General features: G+C 64.6%; 18 protein-coding genes and 2 tRNA genes. 8 read left to right on the top strand and 12 right to left on the bottom strand.

The window, feature by feature from the left end; translation table 11 throughout:
- The first annotated feature begins 150 nt into the window (after nt 1-150).
- From ACVPT3_RS07980 to ACVPT3_RS07955, 6 genes are all read left to right on the top strand, one after another.
- Nucleotides 151-1,725: an amino acid permease gene (locus tag ACVPT3_RS07980; RefSeq protein WP_492043600.1), complete on the top strand. Its 1,575-nt coding sequence runs from the start codon at nt 151-153 to the stop codon at nt 1,723-1,725.
- Between the two features lie 351 nt (nt 1,726-2,076).
- On the top strand, nt 2,077-3,519 hold the full coding sequence (locus ACVPT3_RS07975) for a site-specific integrase (RefSeq protein ID WP_492043599.1): 1,443 nt from the start codon (nt 2,077-2,079) through the stop codon (nt 3,517-3,519).
- A 52-nt stretch (nt 3,520-3,571) separates the two neighbouring features.
- A tRNA-Leu gene (locus ACVPT3_RS07970) sits at nt 3,572-3,654 on the top strand.
- A 797-nt stretch (nt 3,655-4,451) separates the two neighbouring features.
- Complete coding sequence (locus ACVPT3_RS07965) at nt 4,452-4,901, top strand: hypothetical protein (protein WP_492043598.1); 450 nt, start codon at nt 4,452-4,454, stop codon at nt 4,899-4,901.
- 161 nt (nt 4,902-5,062) lie between these two features.
- Nucleotides 5,063-5,242, top strand: a complete 180-nt coding sequence (locus tag ACVPT3_RS07960; RefSeq protein ID WP_492043597.1) for a hypothetical protein — start codon at nt 5,063-5,065, stop codon at nt 5,240-5,242.
- Nucleotides 5,205-5,519 carry a hypothetical protein gene (locus ACVPT3_RS07955; protein WP_492043596.1) on the top strand — a complete coding sequence of 105 codons (315 nt, stop codon included), beginning with the start codon at nt 5,205-5,207 and terminating at the stop codon, nt 5,517-5,519. Before ACVPT3_RS07960 ends, ACVPT3_RS07955 begins: the two co-directional genes overlap by 38 nt.
- Before the next feature lie 363 nt (nt 5,520-5,882).
- Here the strand turns inward: ACVPT3_RS07955 and ACVPT3_RS07950 are convergent, their stop codons facing one another.
- Entirely contained in the window at nt 5,883-6,359 is a 477-nt protein-coding gene (locus ACVPT3_RS07950; protein ID WP_492043595.1) for a helix-turn-helix transcriptional regulator, read from the bottom strand.
- Nucleotides 6,360-6,398: 39 nt separating this feature from the next.
- On the opposite strand from ACVPT3_RS07950, the gene ACVPT3_RS07945 reads away from it, so the two are divergent.
- Together ACVPT3_RS07945 and ACVPT3_RS07940 are read left to right on the top strand one after the other, a co-directional pair.
- Nucleotides 6,399-7,772, top strand: a complete 1,374-nt coding sequence (locus ACVPT3_RS07945) for a helix-turn-helix domain-containing protein (protein ID WP_492043594.1) — start codon at nt 6,399-6,401, stop codon at nt 7,770-7,772.
- Nucleotides 7,773-7,852: 80 nt separating this feature from the next.
- Nucleotides 7,853-8,287 carry a hypothetical protein gene (locus ACVPT3_RS07940; RefSeq protein WP_492043593.1) on the top strand — a complete coding sequence of 145 codons (435 nt, stop codon included), beginning with the start codon at nt 7,853-7,855 and terminating at the stop codon, nt 8,285-8,287.
- Here the strand turns inward: ACVPT3_RS07940 and ACVPT3_RS07935 are convergent.
- From ACVPT3_RS07935 to plsX, 11 genes are all read right to left on the bottom strand, one after another.
- Nucleotides 8,284-9,234: a hypothetical protein gene (locus tag ACVPT3_RS07935; RefSeq protein WP_492043592.1), complete on the bottom strand. Its 951-nt coding sequence runs from the start codon at nt 9,232-9,234 to the stop codon at nt 8,284-8,286. The two genes, ACVPT3_RS07940 and ACVPT3_RS07935, sit on opposite strands and share 4 nt — an antisense overlap.
- Complete coding sequence (locus ACVPT3_RS07930) at nt 9,231-11,657, bottom strand: fimbria/pilus outer membrane usher protein (protein ID WP_492043591.1); 2,427 nt, start codon at nt 11,655-11,657, stop codon at nt 9,231-9,233. Before ACVPT3_RS07930 ends, ACVPT3_RS07935 begins: the two co-directional genes overlap by 4 nt.
- A 4-nt stretch (nt 11,658-11,661) precedes the next feature.
- Nucleotides 11,662-12,429 (bottom strand): fimbrial biogenesis chaperone, encoded by a 768-nt coding sequence (locus tag ACVPT3_RS07925; RefSeq protein WP_492043590.1) that lies wholly within the window; start codon nt 12,427-12,429, stop codon nt 11,662-11,664.
- Nucleotides 12,430-12,528: 99 nt separating this feature from the next.
- Nucleotides 12,529-13,146 (bottom strand): hypothetical protein, encoded by a 618-nt coding sequence (locus ACVPT3_RS07920; protein ID WP_492043589.1) that lies wholly within the window; start codon nt 13,144-13,146, stop codon nt 12,529-12,531.
- Between the two features lie 149 nt (nt 13,147-13,295).
- Nucleotides 13,296-13,802: a hypothetical protein gene (locus ACVPT3_RS07915; protein WP_492043588.1), complete on the bottom strand. Its 507-nt coding sequence runs from the start codon at nt 13,800-13,802 to the stop codon at nt 13,296-13,298.
- A gap of 255 nt (nt 13,803-14,057) precedes the next feature.
- Nucleotides 14,058-15,380, bottom strand: coding sequence for an MFS transporter (locus tag ACVPT3_RS07910; RefSeq protein ID WP_492043587.1), 1,323 nt, complete (start codon nt 15,378-15,380; stop codon nt 14,058-14,060).
- A 461-nt stretch (nt 15,381-15,841) separates the two neighbouring features.
- A tRNA-Pro gene (locus tag ACVPT3_RS07905) sits at nt 15,842-15,918 on the bottom strand.
- Between the two features lie 60 nt (nt 15,919-15,978).
- Nucleotides 15,979-16,389 carry a MerR family transcriptional regulator gene (locus ACVPT3_RS07900; protein ID WP_492043586.1) on the bottom strand — a complete coding sequence of 137 codons (411 nt, stop codon included), beginning with the start codon at nt 16,387-16,389 and terminating at the stop codon, nt 15,979-15,981.
- 5 nt (nt 16,390-16,394) lie between these two features.
- Complete coding sequence (locus ACVPT3_RS07895) at nt 16,395-16,703, bottom strand: integration host factor subunit alpha (RefSeq protein WP_292117651.1); 309 nt, start codon at nt 16,701-16,703, stop codon at nt 16,395-16,397.
- Between the two features lie 77 nt (nt 16,704-16,780).
- Entirely contained in the window at nt 16,781-17,758 is a 978-nt protein-coding gene (locus ACVPT3_RS07890; RefSeq protein ID WP_492043585.1) for a beta-ketoacyl-ACP synthase III, read from the bottom strand.
- Nucleotides 17,755-18,831 (bottom strand): phosphate acyltransferase PlsX, encoded by a 1,077-nt coding sequence (gene plsX / locus ACVPT3_RS07885; RefSeq protein ID WP_492043584.1) that lies wholly within the window; start codon nt 18,829-18,831, stop codon nt 17,755-17,757. Before plsX ends, ACVPT3_RS07890 begins: the two co-directional genes overlap by 4 nt.
- Between the last annotated feature and the right edge of the window lie 8 nt (nt 18,832-18,839).

Raw genomic sequence — 18,839 nt, 5'->3', positions numbered from 1 at the left:
GATGCGCCCCCGTTACGCCACCGATGCGCCGTGATCACGAAAGCGTCGTGAGGGCTTTACCGCCTCGTCATGCGCGTTGCGCGGCCTGCGATCCGCCGCTAGCGTCCCGCCGACGTGGCCGAGGGGCCGCTGTAAACGTGGGGGTATTCTATGTGGCGCGTTAAGTCGCTCGACGCGATTCTGGCCACGGCCGAGAAGAAGTCGCTTCATCGGTCGCTCGGACCTATCCAACTGACCTTGCTGGGCATCGGCGCCATCATCGGCACCGGCATCTTCGTGCTGACGGCTGCGGCCTCGCAGAAGGCCGGTCCCGGCATGATGGTCAGCTTCGTCATCGCCGGCGCCGTCTGCGCCGTCGCGGCGCTCTGCTATTCGGAACTCGCGGCCATGGCCCCGGTCTCGGGCTCGGCCTACACCTATACCTACGCCGTCATGGGCGAGTTGCTCGCCTGGTGCGTGGGCTGGGCCCTGATCCTGGAATACGCCGTGGCGGCCTCGGCCGTTTCGGTCGGCTGGTCGGGATACGTGCTGGGGCTGATAGAGAACATGCTCGGGTTTGATTTCCCCGACCTTCTATCCGCCGGACCGACATGGGCCATGAACGGCTTCATTCCCACCCCTGACTTCTCGGCGGGCATCGTCAACATCCCGGCCATCGTCGTGGCCCTTCTGGTCACCGGCCTGCTGATGTTGGGGACGACGGAATCGGCTCGGGTCAACGCGGTCCTGGTTCTGATCAAGGTCGTCGCCCTGACCGTCTTCATCGTCATCACCCTGCCGGTGATCAAGACAGCCAACCTGTCGCCCTTCGCGCCCAACGGCCTGTTCGGCGCCTCTTCCGGCATGGGCATCGTCGGCGCCGCCGCGTCGATCTTCTTCGCCTATGTCGGCTTCGACGCCGTCTCGACTGCGGCTGAAGAGACCAAGAACCCGCAACGCAACGTGCCGATCGGCCTGATCGGCTCGCTGGCCATCTGCACCGTCTTCTATCTGTTGGTCGCCCTCGGCGCGGCCGGCGCCATCGGCGCACAGCCGGTGCTCGGCGCGGCCGGCGAAGCCGTCCAACCCGGCTCGCCCGCCTTCGTCGCGGCCTGCGCCCTGCCGGCCAACGCCGAGGCTCTGGTCTGCTCCAACGAGGCCTTGGCCCACGTCCTGCGCGTGATCGGCCATCCCCAGATCGGCAACGCCCTGGGCACTGCCGCCCTGCTGGCCCTACCTTCGGTCATCCTGATGATGATCTACGGCCAGACCCGCATCTTCTTCGTTATGGCGCGCGACGGCCTGCTGCCGGAAGGCCTGACCAAGATGCACCCCAAGTGGAAGACGCCCTATATCGTCACGGCCTTCACCGGCATCGCCGTGGCCATCGGCGCCGCCCTTTTCCCGGTCGGCCAACTGGCCGACATCTCGAACTCCGGCACCCTGTTCGCCTTCTTCATGGTGTCGATCGCGGTCCTTGTCCTGCGGGTCAAAGAGCCCAACCGCAAGCGCCCCTTCCGGACGCCGCTGATCTGGGTCTTCGCGCCCCTGTCGGCCTTCGGCTGCGCCTTCCTGTTCTGGAACCTGCCGCACGACGCCAAGATGGTGCTGCCGATCTGGGGCGGCTTCGGTCTGCTGATCTATTTCCTTTATGGCTATCGCAAGAGCCACCTGGGACGCGGCCGGATGGAGGTCCACGAGACCGACAGCGACCTGCCGCCCCCGCCCGTTCCGCCGATCAGCTAAGACACGTTGACGTCCTCAGGCAGGCCATCCAAGACGGCCCTAAGCCCTGAGGGCGACCAGCTCAAAATAGGCCTCAAGTCGCCTGCGAGAGCGATAGGCCCAAAAAGAAGAAAAGGCCCCGGAGCGATCCGGGGCCTTTTTGCTTTGGTGCGGATGAGAGGACTCGAACCTCCACGCCTCGCGGCGCTGGAACCTAAATCCAGTGTTAAAACAACACATATGACGAAAACAGCAGTTAAATCAACACTGTATTTTCGTCTGGCGCTTGCAAGGCCTGGACACACCGTGGACACACTTAAGCTGCGCCGTTGACCACTCTCAACCGGCCGGGTTTCCGGTCGAGGAGGCGCTGTGACTACGCACACGATGTTCGATGGACGCTTGCAGCTTTACCGCCGTGGCAATTCGAAAACTTGGCAGTGCGCCGCCCGCGTGGGCGGTGAACGCTTCCGGGAATCAACCCACCAAACTGACCTGTCCCGCGCCAAGGACGTTGCCGAGGAATGGTATCTCGATCTTCGCGGCATGCTGCGAAAAGGCGAGATCGTCCGCCGGGAAAAGACCTTTGGGGAAGCGGCCGAGCACTACATGGGTCATGTTCGGATTCTCGCCGCCAGTGTGCGCAGCCCCGCCTATGTGAAGAACCTCGAGCTGCGCATGAAGGCGAGCCTCCTGCCGTTCTTCCGGAATACCCCGCTGTCCAAGATCAATCGCGGCCTTGTCATGGACTACCGGGTGAAGCGGATGGAGGACACCGTCGCCAAGACGCTCGCCCTCGCCATCGCGGGAGCTGAACGAAAAGCAAAAAAGCTCTTGGCCAAGGCCAATATCACCCCCGAGGAACGTGAGGCCATTCTGGCGAACTGCGAACGCGAGAAGGCGGAAGCTAAGGGCAAGCCGCTTTCTCGCAGCAGCATGAGTCAGGAACTGGTCCATATTCGCCAGGTGCTCAAGCATGCCGAGGGACTTGGCTGGATCAGTCATGTGCCCAGCCTCGAAATGCCCTACAAGAGTCAGACCAAACGAGAGCACCGGGCATGGTTCTCTCCCGAGGAGTATATCCAGCTCTACTCAGCGACCAAAAAAAAGGCGAAGGACGGCGGTCGCCCCGGCTGGAAAGAGCGCTATGCCGACCTTCATGACATGGTGCTCTTCCTGGGCAACTCTGGTCTTCGCCCTGACGAATTATTCCGCTTGGAGGTTCGGGACGTGGCCATTGAATGGGACCCCGCCACCAAAGCGGACATTCTCTCCATCGACGTGCGCGGCAAAACCGGCACCGGCTATTGCGTCACCATGCCGGGAGCAGTCGAGCCGTTCCGGCGTGTGCTCGCGCGGCGCACCGAGGAGCTCAAGAATCCGCCGAAAGTCTGGGCTCGGCGGAAGCGCTCCGACAAGCCCGTCGCTCATCGGCCGGAACCGGTCAAAGTTGAGCCGCGCGAACTGAGACCGACAGACCTACTCTTCCCGAGATATGATCGGGACTCGTTCAACGCCATCCTGCATGAACTCGGCCTGAAGTATGACCGCAACGGCCGGGTGCGGACGCTTTACAGCCTCCGACACACCTACATTTCCATGCGGCTCATGGACGGGGCAACCATCGTCCAGGTGGCGAACAACTGCCGCACCAGCATGGAAATGATCCAGAACTTCTACGCCGTGCATCTTCGAGATCGCCTCGACACCCGCCAGATCAACATACGGCGCTCCAGAGCCGAGCGCGACGCCTCCAAACGCAGCCGCGTGCGCAAAGAAGCGGGTGCAGTTTCGGAGGCGTCACCTACTCCTTAACTGAGGATTTCCTTGCCCATTTATTCCCGCCCGCTATAGACGAGGAGGTTCTGCGGCTATGGCGGAATTGGTAGACGCAGCGGCTTTAGGTGCCGCCGGGTGACCGTGGGGGTTCGAGTCCCTCTAGCCGCACCACCACCTCCTGAAGCGCTGGGAGCCAGGCCGGAACCGGCCGCCCCAGCGCGCGCGAAGGCCCGAACTGAACAGGTCGGGCCGGTGGCGTCCAGCGACCGAACGGGCGCAGCCATCGCCTTTGCGATCCGGCGAACGCCGAGGAGCAATCCTTCCCTGGAGCAATGACCATGGGCTTCCTTTTCTCTTCAACGCCTCACCGGGCGTTCTCCTAGGAAGGCTCGCCATTAAGGCGAGCCTCGGATCACCCCGATCAGGGTGGCCAGCGCCGCGATCAGTTGCGCCACGGCGGTGATGGTCAGTGCGATTTCGGTCCAGCTCATACGGCCTCCTCTTGATCCTCCGCGCGGGATTGCGCGTCGGCGAGGAGCCTTCGGCAGCCGCTCTGGCTCGCCCGGCACAGGTCGCTTGCGCCGCCCAGCGGGGCGATCTGCACACGCGCAGCACGGAAGAAAGCCGCCTTGCCGGGCAGACGGGGCCTGCCATCTTGCATCGCCCGACCGCCAATCCCATCCGGAGCCTTCGGAGGCCACGGCGGGACTGCATCTGACCTCGCCACCTCTCGCCGGGTGCTCGCCGTTGGGCCCGGCGCTGGGGTGCCGATCGCCAGGGAGGTTCTTCCCTTGAGCCGAGCGGCGCATTCACGGCATCGATGGGCGCGTTTTGGCGGCAGGCCGGCGCGTTTCAACCCAGCTCGCTTCCTCCACTCCGTTTCGTGCAGCTCCGCTCCCTCCGGGCGCTGACGCGGGGTGTGATGCGCGCCTTTCTTCAGCTACTATGGCGGCAAGTTCAGCAAGACGGTGTTCCCGGACTTCTCAGGGCCACTCGAAGATGCGCTGCGAGCCTATATCGGGACCGACGATCCGCAGGATGTGCGGTTCGTCCTTGAGACGATGCGCGCCTATTCGGGCGAGCCCTTCCTCCACCCTGTGGCGAAGGACATTATTGCATCCCTGCCCGCAGATGATGCCCTCGTTGAATTCACGGAATTGGTGCTTCAACGGACCGGCGTGACCTCCGGAGAGTTCGGTTTTGTCAATCGGCTGAAGCAGCTTCGCGCAGCAATCGCACTGTGGAGAGACGATGATCGGGAGCCGGTGAAAGCATTTGCCGCACGATACGGCGGACAGCTCGAAAACGAAATACGCTCGGAACAGCGGCGCAGTGAAGAGCGAGCGGCCCTCCACCATTTGGAATACGAACGGGCTGTCCCTGAAGTGCCCGCCGTTGATGAGCAACCAACCGCATGACCGAACTCGTCGAACATCCGGGTTATACGGCTGGAGGCAATGGCCATCCATTGGCGATGGACGGGAAGACTCTCTCACGGGGTGGCGGTGGACAGAACCTAGCCTTTGCTTGCCAACCACTGTCCCGACGACCGACCTCTCAGTCCAGTGGGAGATCATAGATGGCGTTGAAGATCGAAGACGGTGCAAAGCATTCAGGCAAGTTCGTCATCGACGGCAAAACCTTGGACGGCGAGCTCACGTTCGCCGGCAACGAGACTAAGCTCTATGTTCATAGCCCAGAGTTTTTCCGCCCCAGCGCAAATGCCGATCGCTGCGTCCAGGGTAACCGCTTTCCTTGATACGCTTGAGGCCAGTTTTAAAGGCAAGCCATCAAAGGCCATAAAGGAATGGCTGGCGGCCGCGCGGAACGACCTTCTCAAACTTGATCCGCTATCGCCGAAACGCCTGCACGATCTCAAGGTCCATGCCGAGGCCGTCGCCTATGGCCCGGAAGATGACGATCCGCCCCATCCGGATGAAGGCTATTGGATCGATGAAGACGACTTCTTGGAATTGGTGGAGTCGATGTTTGCTGACGTGCGCTTGCCGATTGGGGACGTTTTCAAACGCCAATAGTCTTTGGCCGCATCTGGACACGATCAGAGCCGTGAATGTCGCCACGGCGCACTAGGCGCAAATCCTGCCCTTGTACTTCCACTCATCGCACCGGCGAGATCGCCCATGCGAAAGCGTCAGCATCGGGATTTTTGCGGCGTTTGGGCACTGTGTGCGGACACAAATTTGGACACAGCTCGAACAGAAGAACCGAAATATTAGGTTATTTTTCAACGATTTGAAGAAAGTTCTTGCCCGAAACTAAATCCAGTGCGTCTACCAGTTCCGCCACATCCGCTTATAGGCAGGACGGGCCTTCTAGGGGCGTTCAGCCGCCTGGGCAATAGGGGCGGCTGAACGCCCCCGGCGATATGTTCGTTCAGGTCAGCCCTTCAGGCGGTAGGGAGCGATCGCCGCGAACAACTGTTCGCGATTGCTCACGCCGATCTTCAGATAGGAACGCCGGACATGAGTCCGCGCAGTCTCGATGCTGATGCCGAGATCTTCGGACAGAGTCTTGATATTGGCGCCGCCGATCAGAAGCTTGATCAGACGAGCCTCCGACGGTGTCAGGCCGAAGATCACGCTCATGTTCGCCCACAGGCCTTGATCCTCATCCTGAGCGATCGGGAAAAGCTGAACGGCGATCACGTCGGTCTCACCGACCCTTTCCACGCGCATGAGCAGCGACCTGTGGTGATCGCCGACCACGTGGATTTCGGGCGCAGCGTCGAGACCGTAGACGAACCGACGGAACTTTTCCGCAGCCGCCTTGCCCCGCACCACCAGCTTGCCGCCGCTGAGCGCGAGTTCCTCTGACGCGCTGACAAGGCGGATGGCTGAGGCGTTCGCATCCAGCACTTCCAGGGTCTGCGCTGAAAGGAAAAGGCAAGCTATGGCGTGGTTCGCGAACCAACGGGACAGGTGAAGAGAAGGATCCTCATCCTCCCGTATAGCTACGCTTGGCTGCGCAGCGAGCCGAGAAGTCATCGGGGGCGGCATGGTTTACCAGGGATTAATATAGGCTGGCCCGGCTATAAGTACGCCCTGTCCCCAAGTGTGGGTATTGCGCCGCTGGTCTCACGATTGAGACTGGTGATCGGATTCGCCGCGTCTGTAGAGCGGGCGCCAATCTTGCATCACAATCGGACCAAGATCAGGATCGTCAGTGCCGCGTACCATACAGGGATTTACCTCCCCCCTTTTCGTCTCGACCGCAGGGAGTCGAGGGTCGCTTTCCACGAGCCGCGCCCAGGCGCCCCGACGGCCCAAAGCCGGGTCATGATCGAAAGCTTCAGCTTTTCGACGCAAGGCCTGACTCCGCCCGAAGCCGCCAAAGCCTATCGCGAACTTTATGACAGCGGGGCGGACGTGGTGTTCAGCGGACAGCCCATGTCCGCTGAAGTCACCGCGCATCGGCTGGATCGCCTCATCCTGTTCGATCGCCGGCTGACGGGCGTCGGGCACGCGCGTCCGGCCCAGCGCGTCGGCCTCAACGGCTTTTCCCATTTCGTCGCCCACCTGGTGGTAGAGGGTGTTCTGATCGGCAGCGAGATCAGCGGGTTCGATCAGGTTCGCCCCGGCGAACTGGTGCTTCAGGACCTTCGCCGGCAGACCCAGACCACGATCCCGGATGCACGGCTCATCACGGTCAGCGTGGCCCGTGATCTGATCGAGGCGGCGGCCGGCGCCGCCAACGGCCTGCATGGCAGGGTGTTGGGCTCCGATCAGGCCGGCCTTCTGGGGGACTATCTTCTTTCCATGTCTCGCCGGGCCGGCGCGCTCGAGCATGATGCGCTTCCCACGGTGTCGCGGACCTTTGTGGACCTGCTGGGTCTTGCCGTCGGGCCGACAGGCGGCGGCGCCACGGCGGCGAGGCGGCGGATCGAATTCGATCGCCGCGAGGCCATACAAAGGACCATCGAGCAAGGTCTCGACGATCCGCAGCTCAATGCAGGCGTCATCGCCCAGGCGACCGGCGTTTCCAGGGCCACCCTATACCGGCTGCTCGCTCCCCACGGCGGCGTCGACAATTTCATTCAAGGCCGTCGTCTGGCTGCCGTTCGCACTACGCTGGATCGCTCCGACGATGCTACGCCGCTGGCCGAGTTGGCGCTCCGATATTTCTTCCGCAACGAAGCGGACATGCGCAACCGTTTCCGCGCCCGCTTCGGCATGTCCCCCGCTGCCTACCGCCAGATGGTCGATGACCCGGCGCGTCGCCTGGAGACGATCAAGCGGCGATGGGCGTCCTGGATGGTCGAGGTAAGATAAGCAGGCGTTAACTACGCCGATTAAAGTGACTTTCAGGCGAAGCGCATAGGTGTAAAGCCTCGCTCCTGGAGGGACGCCTGATGGTTTCGCGCTCTGACATTCTGAAAACGGCCACGCTTGCAGCGGCCATTTCCCTGCTGGGCGTCGCCCCCGCCTTCGCCGCCGGTGTTTCGATCGGTATTCGAGCCACCGCTCGAACCATCTGCCGGGTTGAAGTCGGCGCGGCCGTCATTCCTGCCTTCGAGACTGGCGAGACCGGCCTCGGCCGAATGACCGAACTCTGCAACAACATCGAGGGTTATCGCCTGATCCTCAACCATCCCGCCGGTCTGATCGACGCTTTCGCCGTGGTCGACGGCCAGCGTGTGCCGCTCTCCTCAACGGCCACCCAGACGGTGATCATCGACAGCAATCAGCCGGCGTTCCGTCAGCGCGACCTCGGCATCATCCTGTCGTCGCCCCAGGACGCCATGAGCCTGAGCCTCCGGGCCGAAGCCAAGGGCATGGTCTTCTAGACCGAACAGCCGGCGCCGGGCGACAGTCCGAGCCGCGGAGAAAAGGTCAGGGTCACCACGTCGCTGTAGGCGCCGGCGGGCTGGGTCGAGATGTCATCGCCATTGACCGTGACCTGCAGCGGATGGCTGCGGCCCGAGGGCGCCGGTGTGCGGTCGCACACCAGCGCCGCCCCCGCCTCGACCGGAATTCCGCCCAGACGCATCGAATAGCGCAGACCGGCGGTATCGGCGTCGCCGCGACGCAGCACGCCCCATTTCGAGGACACGCTCAACTCGTAGGGCGAGGTCGATTGCGCGGTCACGACCACGGTTCCGCTGGAGGACTGGTTGGGGGTCAGCACGCCCAGGTCGATCTCGCCCCGTCGCAGGCCTGCGGATCCGATATAGGCCGAAATCATTTCCGGCGTTTCCAGATCCAGCGCGACCCGGCCGCCCTGCTGGATCTCCGCCGCGTCGAGCCGCTCCTCGCCCGAGTAGCAGACGTAACGGACCTCGAGCGGCTCGTAGTAGTCTCCCGATCCGACAGACTGGCCGGCCGGGGCCATCAGCCGGAAACTCTCATTGACGACGTCGCCCGCAGGCCCGGCCTTGAAACTGACGACGGCCCCATTGGTCGCATTGGGCTGTTCTGCGCCGCTGAAAAGCACCGGTCTCGAAGAGTCACGCGCCCATTCGACATCGTAACCCTGTGGCCCGCCGGCCCCGAACTGCGAGCGACCGCCGCGGGGATCAGGGTCGACCAGGATGAAGCGGACAGCCGTCACGGAAGGATCCGTCCGGCTGACCCGGATGTTGAATGCATGATTGATCGGCGCACCCGAGAACGGATCGTAGCGAACGGACAGGCCCGTTCCCTGCGACTCGAACCCTGCGCATCCGGCCTGTGCGGCGGCGGGCGCAAACATCAGGGCGAGCGCGGCGAGACCGGTGGGCAAGGCGATCTTCATGGGCGGGGCTCCGGTGTGATGACGCCCAGACGGACCAGGCCGTCCGCGCCTGCGGGTATGACGATCATATAGGTCTGCGCGCCGTCGACTCCGGCCTCGATCCGCCAACGGCCTGGGCGAAGGCCCTGAACGGCGAAACGGCCTGAGTTGTTCGTGAACATCCGCACGCCGGGTTGATCAGGCCGCGCCATTTCATAGGCCGTGCCGACCAGGAGCTTGAGCGGCGCGCCGTCCGCCTGGACAAGCTGGCCGGTGGCCGAGACCGAATAGTCCGAACCGACGGTGATCAGATAGCCGGAACGGTAGGGCGGCAGCAGTTGCACCGAGCCGGCGCCGATGTCGTAGCCCGTGGGCGCATCCGGCACGTCGAACATCACCGTACGCGGCGAATAGGCGCTGAGTTCAGGCGTAACGGCCCCGCCCAGCAGACCGGACCGTGCAGTGTAGTTCCCCTCGCGGGGCTCCACGTAGACTTGGGAATCGTTCAGGCTGGCGTGAGGCGCGAACAGGGCGAAACTGTCGTAGATCGGGCGCGACACCGCCATCTTGCCGTCCGCATAGACCAGCGCGCCCCCGGCCCGGAACGAGGTCCGCTGATCCGAGATTTCCCCGCTGTCGGCGTCGAACGACGTCAGATGGGACCCGCCGATTTCGGCGCGGTTCAGCAGGGCGGTGAACGACCCGTTGACGCCGGCCGCTTCTTCGGACGTGTCCAGGTTCGCCGCCGCACTCCAGGAGCCGACGCCCCGTCCGCGCGAGGTCTGGTAGCCGACACGCGCCCGATTGCGGCGACTGTCGACCTCGGCCGTCGCGCTGGCGTAGGAGCCCATGCGATAGGTGAGCCCGAACCGGATGCCGGTCTCGGTGCGGTCCTGGCGCTTTTCGAAATTCGCCTCGGCGTTGAACAGCAGCCGACCGCTCGCGCGCCAGCCGTAGCTCGCGCGGGCCGACGCCTGATCTTCTCGTGCGCCCCGCCCCACGGAATAGAAGACGTCCGCCGACACATACTGGGTCGTGCCGATCGACTGCGAATAGGTGACCCCGGCCTCATAGGCGAAGGGATTGTCCGCCAGTTCGACGCCGGGCGTGGCGAAGGATTCACTGACGGTTTGGAAGGTGGCGTTCAAGGAACGGGCGCTGCTTCGGTCGGCGCCGAAAACGCGTTCGAAGCTGAGGTTCAACGCATAGCCCTCGCCGATATCGGTGATGGACGATCCAGCCAGATCCATGCCGATCGTGCCGATCGGCGCCGCCCAGACGATCTCACCGCCCAAGACGCCGCCTCGTGCGCTGGCCTGGAAGTTCGCGCCCGCCGTCAGATCATCGGTCAGACCGCGCCGATAGAAGCCCGACCCGGCGGCATCGCCCGAGTATTCCCGGCCGTCCTGGTCGAAATCGGTTCGTGTGCCCGCGTAGAAGCCGAACTCCGTCAGGCCGGCTGCAAGCAGGCTTCGGTCGAAGAAGATGGAGAAGGAAAAGACGCTCTCGACGCCCGCATCGTCGCGGATCACCAGCCGCACGTCATTGCCGCCCTGGGCGAAGGGAAAGTCACTGACGTCGTAGGACCCGGGGTTCAGCCGCGTCTGCTGAACCGAACGGCCGTTTATGAACACTTCGACTGTCGAAGGGCGCACAAGGGTGAAAGACCGTTGGCCGCGCGGCTGAATGTTCCGCTGAGGATCAAGATCGGCATAGACCCGCTCCAGCGACAGACCCGCGATGGGGCTGGCCCCCGAAAAACCCCGCGCCTGGGGTCTCAGATCGCCGGCGGTCCAGCGCGCGGTCCGGGCGACGTCGTCGTAGACCAGCCGCGTGCCCTCGCGGATAAACGCGTCCTCCAGGGTCGCTTCGTTCTCGAGGACGACGCCCCGGAAGCGGACCGCGCCGTCGATCAGCAGGCTGGGTGTGCCGAAGCCGGAGTCTTCGCCCACATGCACATAGTCGGTCGTCAGATAGGTGGTCACATAGGCTGAAAGATTCGCGGGCTTGGCCACGGGGCCGCGAAACTGTTCTCGTCCCCCGGAAATGCTCAGGCTGGTTCTGGGCCGGACATCGGGGCTGATCGACAGCGTCAGACCGAAGGTGGCCGGGTCATAGGCGATCGGAAAGCCGAGGTCCGTCAATTCAACGGTCGAGACCCGCTCCCGGCCCGCCAAGGCGCTGGCCAGCGCCTGCCAGGAGGCCGGCGAAATCACGGGCTGCAGCAGGTCCAGAAGCGGGTCGACGTCCACCTGGATACGCCCGTCGGCGGTCAGCAGATAAGAAATCTCACCCAGGATAAAGGGTCCGTCCTTCAGCGGTCCGCCCAGGTAGACGTCGCGGCCGGAAGGGTTCAGCGTCGGCGACGGAGGCGCGGTCTGGATCACCTCGAACGCCGCCTCGGACGCGGCGGAATAATAGGAAGGCGGTTGAACGTCGATCACACGATCACCGGTCCTGTACCGGAGTCAGTTCGACCGTCACCTCGCCATTGGGTTGCGGCAGACGAATATTGATCGGAAGCCGGCGCGTGGCGCCCGAAGGCACCAGGCCCAGGCCCATCAGCTGCTGCAGTTGCTCGGGCTCCCAGGATTCGCGCAGGATCTCGTCGCCATTCGGCGCGCGCTGCACTAGGGTCAGACGGTTCTTGCCGACATAGCCATAGGTGTCGCCGGAGTTGCTGACCGTGAGCACGGGGCGGCCGACGCCGTCGTCGCCCGTTTCGATCGCCACCGATTGGACCGCAAGGGCGGACACGGCGCCGGGCGCGCCGACGCTGACCAGAACCTTGAAATTGTACAGGACCTGAATCGCGTTCTGGTTTTCGGGCAGAACCACAGGCAGCTGGGCGACCGTGACGAAAAAGTGCTGGCTGGCCTGAATTTGGGGGTCGCCGACCCACTGGATGCGGAACGCCTGGGACTGGCCCGGCTCCACCGTGGCCTGGGCCGGGAAGACCAGAAGATCTTCGGCCTCGACATCGGTTTCACGCAATTCGCCGTCGACGACGTCCAACCGACGGGCGGTCAGTTCGACGGGAACTGTGGTGGAAAAGGTGTTCTGGAGCGTCAGCACCGTCGAGGTGCGCCGGCCAGAAGACAGGAGATCGATGATCACCGGCTGAACATTCAACGCCGTGGCGGGAACGCCCGAGGCCAGCAAGGCCGCAGCAGTTAGAAGGACTCCGACGAGGCGTCGGGCGGCGGCGGGCATCATGGGGAACTACCTGGCAGATCGAAAGGGGGTCGGACCGGCCCTGTGCGGGGCCGGTCCGACAGACACCGACGTCCATGGGACGCCGGCGCTTAGTGAGGCTTAGGCGCCCGGAGCAACGGTCACATTGACCGAGCCGGTGTAGGTGCCAGCGGCCAGCCTACGGTCCGTGCTGGAACCCCAGTTGGTCGCGATGTCGCTCGAACCACCCGAAGTCGCCACAGCGCCGCCGTTCGACGCCGCTTGGGCGAAACGAACGTGCGTGTTGCTGTCGCTCAGGCTGACGTGGCCGCCGAAGCGCTGGGCCACGTTCGAGGCGCCGGCGGTGCTGGTGGTGTCCAGAGCCAGGCCGTTGATCGTGGTGTCCAGGTTATAGCGGATGAACTGGGCGAAGCCGCCCTCGGTCAGGCCGTTGCCGGTGGCGCCGGTGCGGGCCAGAACGGCGCGGTCGACGGTGACCGAGTTGTTCACGCCGTTGCAGAAGGCGACGATGCGGGCGCCGTTCAGGGCGTCTGCGATTTCAGTCGTCACGCCGCTGCGGACCTTGGCTTCCGAGTCAGTCAGGTCGCCGGCCAGGGTCACGGTGGTGGCTTGAGCCGAGACGCCGCACTTGGCGGCGACCGAGGCGTTGATCGCGACGGATTGGCTGTCTTGAGCCGAGGCGGCGCCGGCGGTCAGGGCGAGAGCCGCGGCCGAGGCCGCGAAAACGATACGCTTCATAGGGTTAGTCTCCGTCTTGGATTGAGCGCCGGAGAAGCCCGGCGTGTTTTCGAGCGGGCGAAAGGCCCGTCGAAGTCTCCGTCGGCCGCAAAATGCGATCGACGAATTCGGTAAGGCGCCGTGCGCCGACCCGGCTGAAGGCGCGCGCATCAGGCGCGCGCTCCGACGACCAGAGTAATGGTGTCGCTGTAGTCCCCAGCGGCGAGCCGCTGGTTCAGCGTGGACTGGTCCGGCCAGTCGATGGTCAGGGTCACGCCGCCTGGCGCGGCGATGCCTGAACCCGAGCCCAGGCCCCTGCCCGGCTGATCCGACGCGAAGTCGCAGTTTCCACCGGCCACGATCTGATCGGACAGGCAGCGCCCGCTGCGCACGTCGCCTTCGCTGGTTTGCAGCGTCAGACGTACGCCATACGTCTTGTCGAAGGCGTATCCCGATCCGTCGGGTGCGCCGGTGGTGTTGACCAGCCGGCCCTTTTCCCCGCGAACCCCGACGGCGAAAGGCGTGTTGCAGTCGAGCGGCAGAGCGAGGCTGAAGGACTGGGCCGTCTCCAGATCCGGCGTGATCCCGCGCAACGGCGTCGGCGCAATCCGACTGAAGCCGCACCGCCCGGGAATGACGGCTGAGACGGTGATGTCGACACCGGCGTCCTGCGCCACGACAGGCGCTCCGGATCCAAGGACAGCGAGGATCGCCAGACCCACGGCGGCGCCACCGGTTAGGTATCGCGCACGGCGGCGCATCCACGTCGGCTCACCGCCGACATTCGCGTGCTGGATAGCGTGCAATGCCCGTCCCCCCGCGGCGCCCTGGGTTCGGGCGTCTCGCTGACCGGACTGTTGCAGTTAAGAAACCATTAAGCGTCGCCAGATTTGGGTATATCGCTGTGGACGATATTATTTTCACTAGGGTTTTTATGCATTTCGCCCGATTGGGGAATTACACTCCACCGGCATGCGCGGGGGTTCAGATCCGAACCCGGGGTCCCTTGAGGCTGAAATCCAGCGCCGGCCTTGCCAAAGCGCGAGGGGAATCACGGCTACCGCCACAACCATGACGATACACGCCAGGCTGGTCGCAAGACCGAACTTCGGATCGATATTCCGGTCGCTGACAACACCGGTGACCCACGGCCCAAGACCGACGCCGACGACGGCCACGGCGGCCAGGAAGATGGCATTCACGCCGCCGCGGATCGGATCAGGCGTCAGCGGCTGCAATCCGATCAGCGCGGACGCGGCCGCCATGCCGCTGCTCGCGACAAGAAGGCTCAGGCATGCAAGCGTCATCGGCAGCCAGGTCGTGACCATCAATCCGAAGGCGGCGAAGACCGAAACGGCCAAGGCGCTCACCATGACCGGCGCGGGTCCCCCCGCCTTCACGCGTTCGAGCCCCAACAGCCATCCGGCCGTCAAATGCCCCGCCGGGGCCGCGACCAGCACCAGGCAGCCGACCAAGATTGCGGCCTGACCGCTGCTGAGTTCATGGGCGCGCGCAAGGATGGACGGCATCCAGGCCCCCGCCGCCTGAATCGACAGCACGCACCCGGCGCTTGCCCCCATAAGCCCGAACACCACTCGTCCTTCCCCGGCGAGCCAACTGACGGCCGTGCGCAGGCCCTGTGTCGGTTCCGCCGAAACCATCCGACGTCCCCGCGCCTCCCAGAGAAGACCGAGGATCAGGCCGAGGTTGAGGAGGATCGGAATCAGGGAGGCCGAGCGCCAGGGTGAAAGGCCCGCCACGGTCTGCCCTCCGACCACCAACAGAATTGCGCCAACCAGAAAGAAGCTGCCGCTTCGTCCGGCGGCTGACCCGCTTGTGAACATGGAAACAGCGCGCGCGCGCCCGATGCCGACGTCCGACGATCCAAGGATCATAAGCGCAGCAGGCGCGAGAGCGGCCTGGCCGACCCCCAGCACCATCCGCGCAGCCATCAGGACTTCATAACTCGGCGCCAGGGCGAAGGCGACGCCGCCGGCCGTCCAGACGGCCACGCAAAGCGCCATCAGCCGGAAGGGCTCGATCCGCCGCCCCCAGTGCCCCGCCGCCAGCATGGCCGCCGCATAGGTCAGCGCGAAGGCGGGCCCCTGCAGGGCGCCGATCTGCCGGTCTGTCAGGCCGAACTCGCCCTTCAGCGATTCAGCGACGACAGACGGCACGGCACGATCGACAAAGGCGGCGAATTGCACAGACGCCAGAAGCAACACCGTGCCCAGCCCGACCTTCGACGAAGCCACGAACGCCGCTTGGCCGGGCCCCCGCGCCGCCCCCGAGCCAAAACTCATATGTAATACAAACCTTTTCACCTGAGGCGCCTGCAATAGGCGCTGCAGGCGTCCTGCGATAGGTCCCATTTTGAAACAACCTGGAATCCAGGCCCGGCGGACAGAACAGGCTCCAAATAGCCGTTACGAAATGGGATCACGGCGGTGTTCAGATTCGCCAGGGCTCACCGGCTTCAGCTGCGAGGCGGCCACCCGAGGCCGATGCGGCCGCACCGGCCTGTCGACGCCGCGCGTCGCCTGGCGCGTTTCAAACTGTGGCTTATGCCGGCTCGCGAGCTCGCTTCAGCGATACGGATCATTTCGACTGGACCTGCACAGCGATGACCGGCCTGCACGGGGCTCCACGGAGCCCAATTGCTAAGGGGCCGCCCGAGAGCGACCCCTTAAAATCCGCCATGAAACCAAAGGTTAAATGGTCGGAGCGACAGGATTCGAACCTGCGACCCCTTGACCCCCAGTCAAGTGCGCTACCAGGCTGCGCCACGCTCCGAAGGCGCTCCCTATAGACGGGGGTTCCGCGCTCCGCAAACCCTAAAAACAGCTTTTCCACCTAGCTCGCGAGAACGGCGTCCAGCCGGGTCTTTGCACGTTCCAGATCCGCCAGGACCGCGTGCAGTCGCGCCGGCGTTTCCGAAGCCTCAGGATGCGATTGTAGGGCCGTTTGGCTTGCGACCCCGGTCTCGATCAGGTCGGCGGTCTCCGCGCCGACCAGTTTCTTGAGCCCCTGTTCCTTGTGCAGGCGCTGGACTCCGCGAATCGTCAGCCCGTCGTCATGCAGCAGCCGTCGAATCGCCTTCAGCACCGCGATATCCTGCGGGCGATAGAATCGGCGCCCGCCAGCGCGCTTCACCGGCGTCACGAAGCTGAATTTGGTTTCCCAGAAGCGCAGCACGTGCTGCGGCGCCCCGACCTCCTCGGCCGCCTCGGAAATCGTGCGGAAGGCGTCGGCGCTCTTGGCCAAGGGAATCAGGCCTCGACGACGGCGTCGTGAACCCGGCTCTTCATGATCTGGGAGGCGCGGAAACTGATGACCCGACGCGGATTGATCGCCGCCGGTTCGCCCGTCTTGGGATTGCGCCCCATACGGGCGCGCTTCTCGCGGACCTGGAAGACGCCGAAGCCGGAAAGCTTGACCGTGTCGCCCTGTTCGAGGGATTCCACGATCAGTTCCAGGGTCCGTTCGACCAGGGCCGAACATTCCTGCCGGGACAGGCCGACCTCTTCATGCACGGCTTCGCAAAGGTCGGCGCGCGTTACGGTCTGTTGGCCTGACATCATATCCCCGGCTTGTTGCGATCCGTGGCCCCTATAGGGACGCAAAGGCTCCGAAAAATCAATGCCTATGCCAGGACTTAGAGTCTGAGGGCGCAGGCGCCCCAGGTCAGGCCGCCGCCCATGGCCTCCAGCAGGACCATGTCGCCCTTCCTGATCCGTCCGTCCTGGATTGCGGCGTCCAGAGCCAGGGGGATCGAGGCGGCCGAGGTGTTGGCGTGCAGGGCCACCGTCGAGATCACCTTGTTCTCGTCCAGACCCAGCCGGTCGCCGACCCCCTTGATGATCCGCTGGTTCGCCTGGTGCGGCACGAACCAGTCCACATCGGCGATCTCGATGTCGGCGGCGGCGCAGGCGGCGGTGATGCCTTCGGCGATATTGACCACGGCATGACGGAAGACCTGGTTCCCGGCCATGCGCAGATGGCCCACGGTGCCGGTCGTGGCCGGGCCGCCGTCGACATAGAGCAGATCGGTCTTCGACCCGTCGGCGCGCAGGGCGAAGCCCAGCATGCCCTGGTCAGCCGAGGTCCCCTGCCCCTCGCGCGGCTCCAGCACCACGGCGCCGGCGCCGTCGCCGAACAGGACGCAGGTGGTCCGGTCGGTCCAGTCCATCAGCCGCGTCATTTCCTCGGCCCCGATCACCAGGGCGCATTTCGCCAGGCCGCGCGCCACGAAACCGTCGGCCACGCTCAAGGCGTACACGAAGCCCGAGCAAACGGCCTGGACGTCGAAAGCCACCCCCACCCCGGCGCCCAGCTTGTGCTGCACGATCGAGGCGACGGCGGGGAAGGTCATGTCGGGCGTGGTGGTGGCGACGATGATCAGGTCAACGTCCGCCGCCGTCTTGCCGGCGTCAGCCAGGGCCTTCTTGGCGGCTTCCACGGCCAGGTCGCTGGTCGGCTGGTCGTCGCGCGCCTTGTGACGCTGCTTGATGCCGGTGCGCTCCTGAATCCATTCGTCGGAGGTGTCGACGAACTTGGCCAGGTCGGCGTTGGTGACGATCTGCTCCGGCAGATAGGAGCCGACGCCGGTCACGGCGCTGCGGGTGACGCTCACTGAAGGGGTTCTCCGGCGGGGGCGGCGGGCGGGCTGGAATGGTCGAACACGGCGTCCAGCTTGCCCAGGTTGGCGCCCACCTTGCTCATATAGTCGCTACGCGCCAGATCGACCGCGATACGGATCGCATTGCCGAATCCCTTGGCGTCGGCGCCACCGTGGCTCTTCACCACAATCCCGTTCAGCCCCAGCAGCGGGCCGCCGTTGATGGTGCTGGGATCGATCTTCTCGCGCATCTTCTTCAGCGCCGGCATGGCGATGGCGGCGCCCAGCTTGGACTGCAGGTTCGAGGTCAGGGCCTCGCGCAGCAGGGCCGAGATATAGCGCGCCGTGCCCTCGGCCGTCTTCAGGGCGATATTGCCGGTGAAGCCGTCGGTCACGACCACGTCCACCGTGCCCTTGGCGATGTCGTCGCCCTCGACGAAGCCGTGATAATTCAGATCGAACGGGCCGTCGCGCAGAATGGCGTGCGCCTCCTTGACCTGTTCGTTGCCCTTCATGTCTTCCGAGCCGACGTTCAGCAGACCGATGGTCGGGCGGGCGATGCCCCGCACCGCAGACTGGAAGGCCTCGCCCATGATGGCGAACTCGACCAGCTGTTCGGCGTCGCTGCCGATATTGGCGCCCACATCCAGAACCGCCGTATGGCCTTTGAAGGTCGGCCAGCTGGCGACGATGGCCGGCCGCTCCAGCCCCGGCGCCGACATGCGCAGAATAAGTTTGGAGATCGCCATCAGGGCGCCGGTGTTGCCGGCCGAGACGACGCCGCCGGCCTCGCCCGTCTTCACCGCCTCGACGGCGTTCCACAGGCTGGAGCCCTTGCCCCGGCGCATGGCCTGGGCAGGCTTCTCGTCCATGGCCACGACCTTGTCGGTGTGGCGGATTTCGACCGTTTCGGGCGTCAGGTCGCAACGCGCCAGCTCGGCGCGAATCTGGACCTCGTCGCCGTGCAGCAGGAAGCGAACCCCCTCCCCGCCATGGGTGCGGACATAGCTGCGGATGCCGGGGACGACGACGGATGGCCCGTGATCGCCGCCCATGGCGTCAAGCGAGATCGTAACTGGGGCTGGCAAATGGACCT

The sequence above is a fragment of the Brevundimonas sp. FV1ps31S genome (assembly GCF_058681265.1).
The sequence above is the reverse complement of the archived record's forward strand: the minus strand, read 5'-3'. Positions and strand labels throughout refer to the sequence as shown.

Excerpts from the sequence above, each read along its gene's own strand:
- ACVPT3_RS07940 (WP_492043593.1), top strand. The coding sequence starts at position 7,853 with ATGGTTTCGCGCTCTGACATTCTGAAAACGGCCACGCTTGCAGCGGCC.
- ACVPT3_RS07935 (WP_492043592.1), bottom strand. The coding sequence starts at position 9,234 with ATGAAGATCGCCTTGCCCACCGGTCTCGCCGCGCTCGCCCTGATGTTT.
- ACVPT3_RS07955 (WP_492043596.1), top strand. The coding sequence starts at position 5,205 with ATGCCGATCGCTGCGTCCAGGGTAACCGCTTTCCTTGATACGCTTGAG.
- ACVPT3_RS07895 (WP_292117651.1), bottom strand. The coding sequence starts at position 16,703 with ATGTCAGGCCAACAGACCGTAACGCGCGCCGACCTTTGCGAAGCCGTG.
- ACVPT3_RS07925 (WP_492043590.1), bottom strand. The coding sequence starts at position 12,429 with ATGATGCCCGCCGCCGCCCGACGCCTCGTCGGAGTCCTTCTAACTGCT.
- ACVPT3_RS07980 (WP_492043600.1), top strand. The coding sequence starts at position 151 with ATGTGGCGCGTTAAGTCGCTCGACGCGATTCTGGCCACGGCCGAGAAG.
- ACVPT3_RS07960 (WP_492043597.1), top strand. The coding sequence starts at position 5,063 with ATGGCGTTGAAGATCGAAGACGGTGCAAAGCATTCAGGCAAGTTCGTC.
- ACVPT3_RS07920 (WP_492043589.1), bottom strand. The coding sequence starts at position 13,146 with ATGAAGCGTATCGTTTTCGCGGCCTCGGCCGCGGCTCTCGCCCTGACC.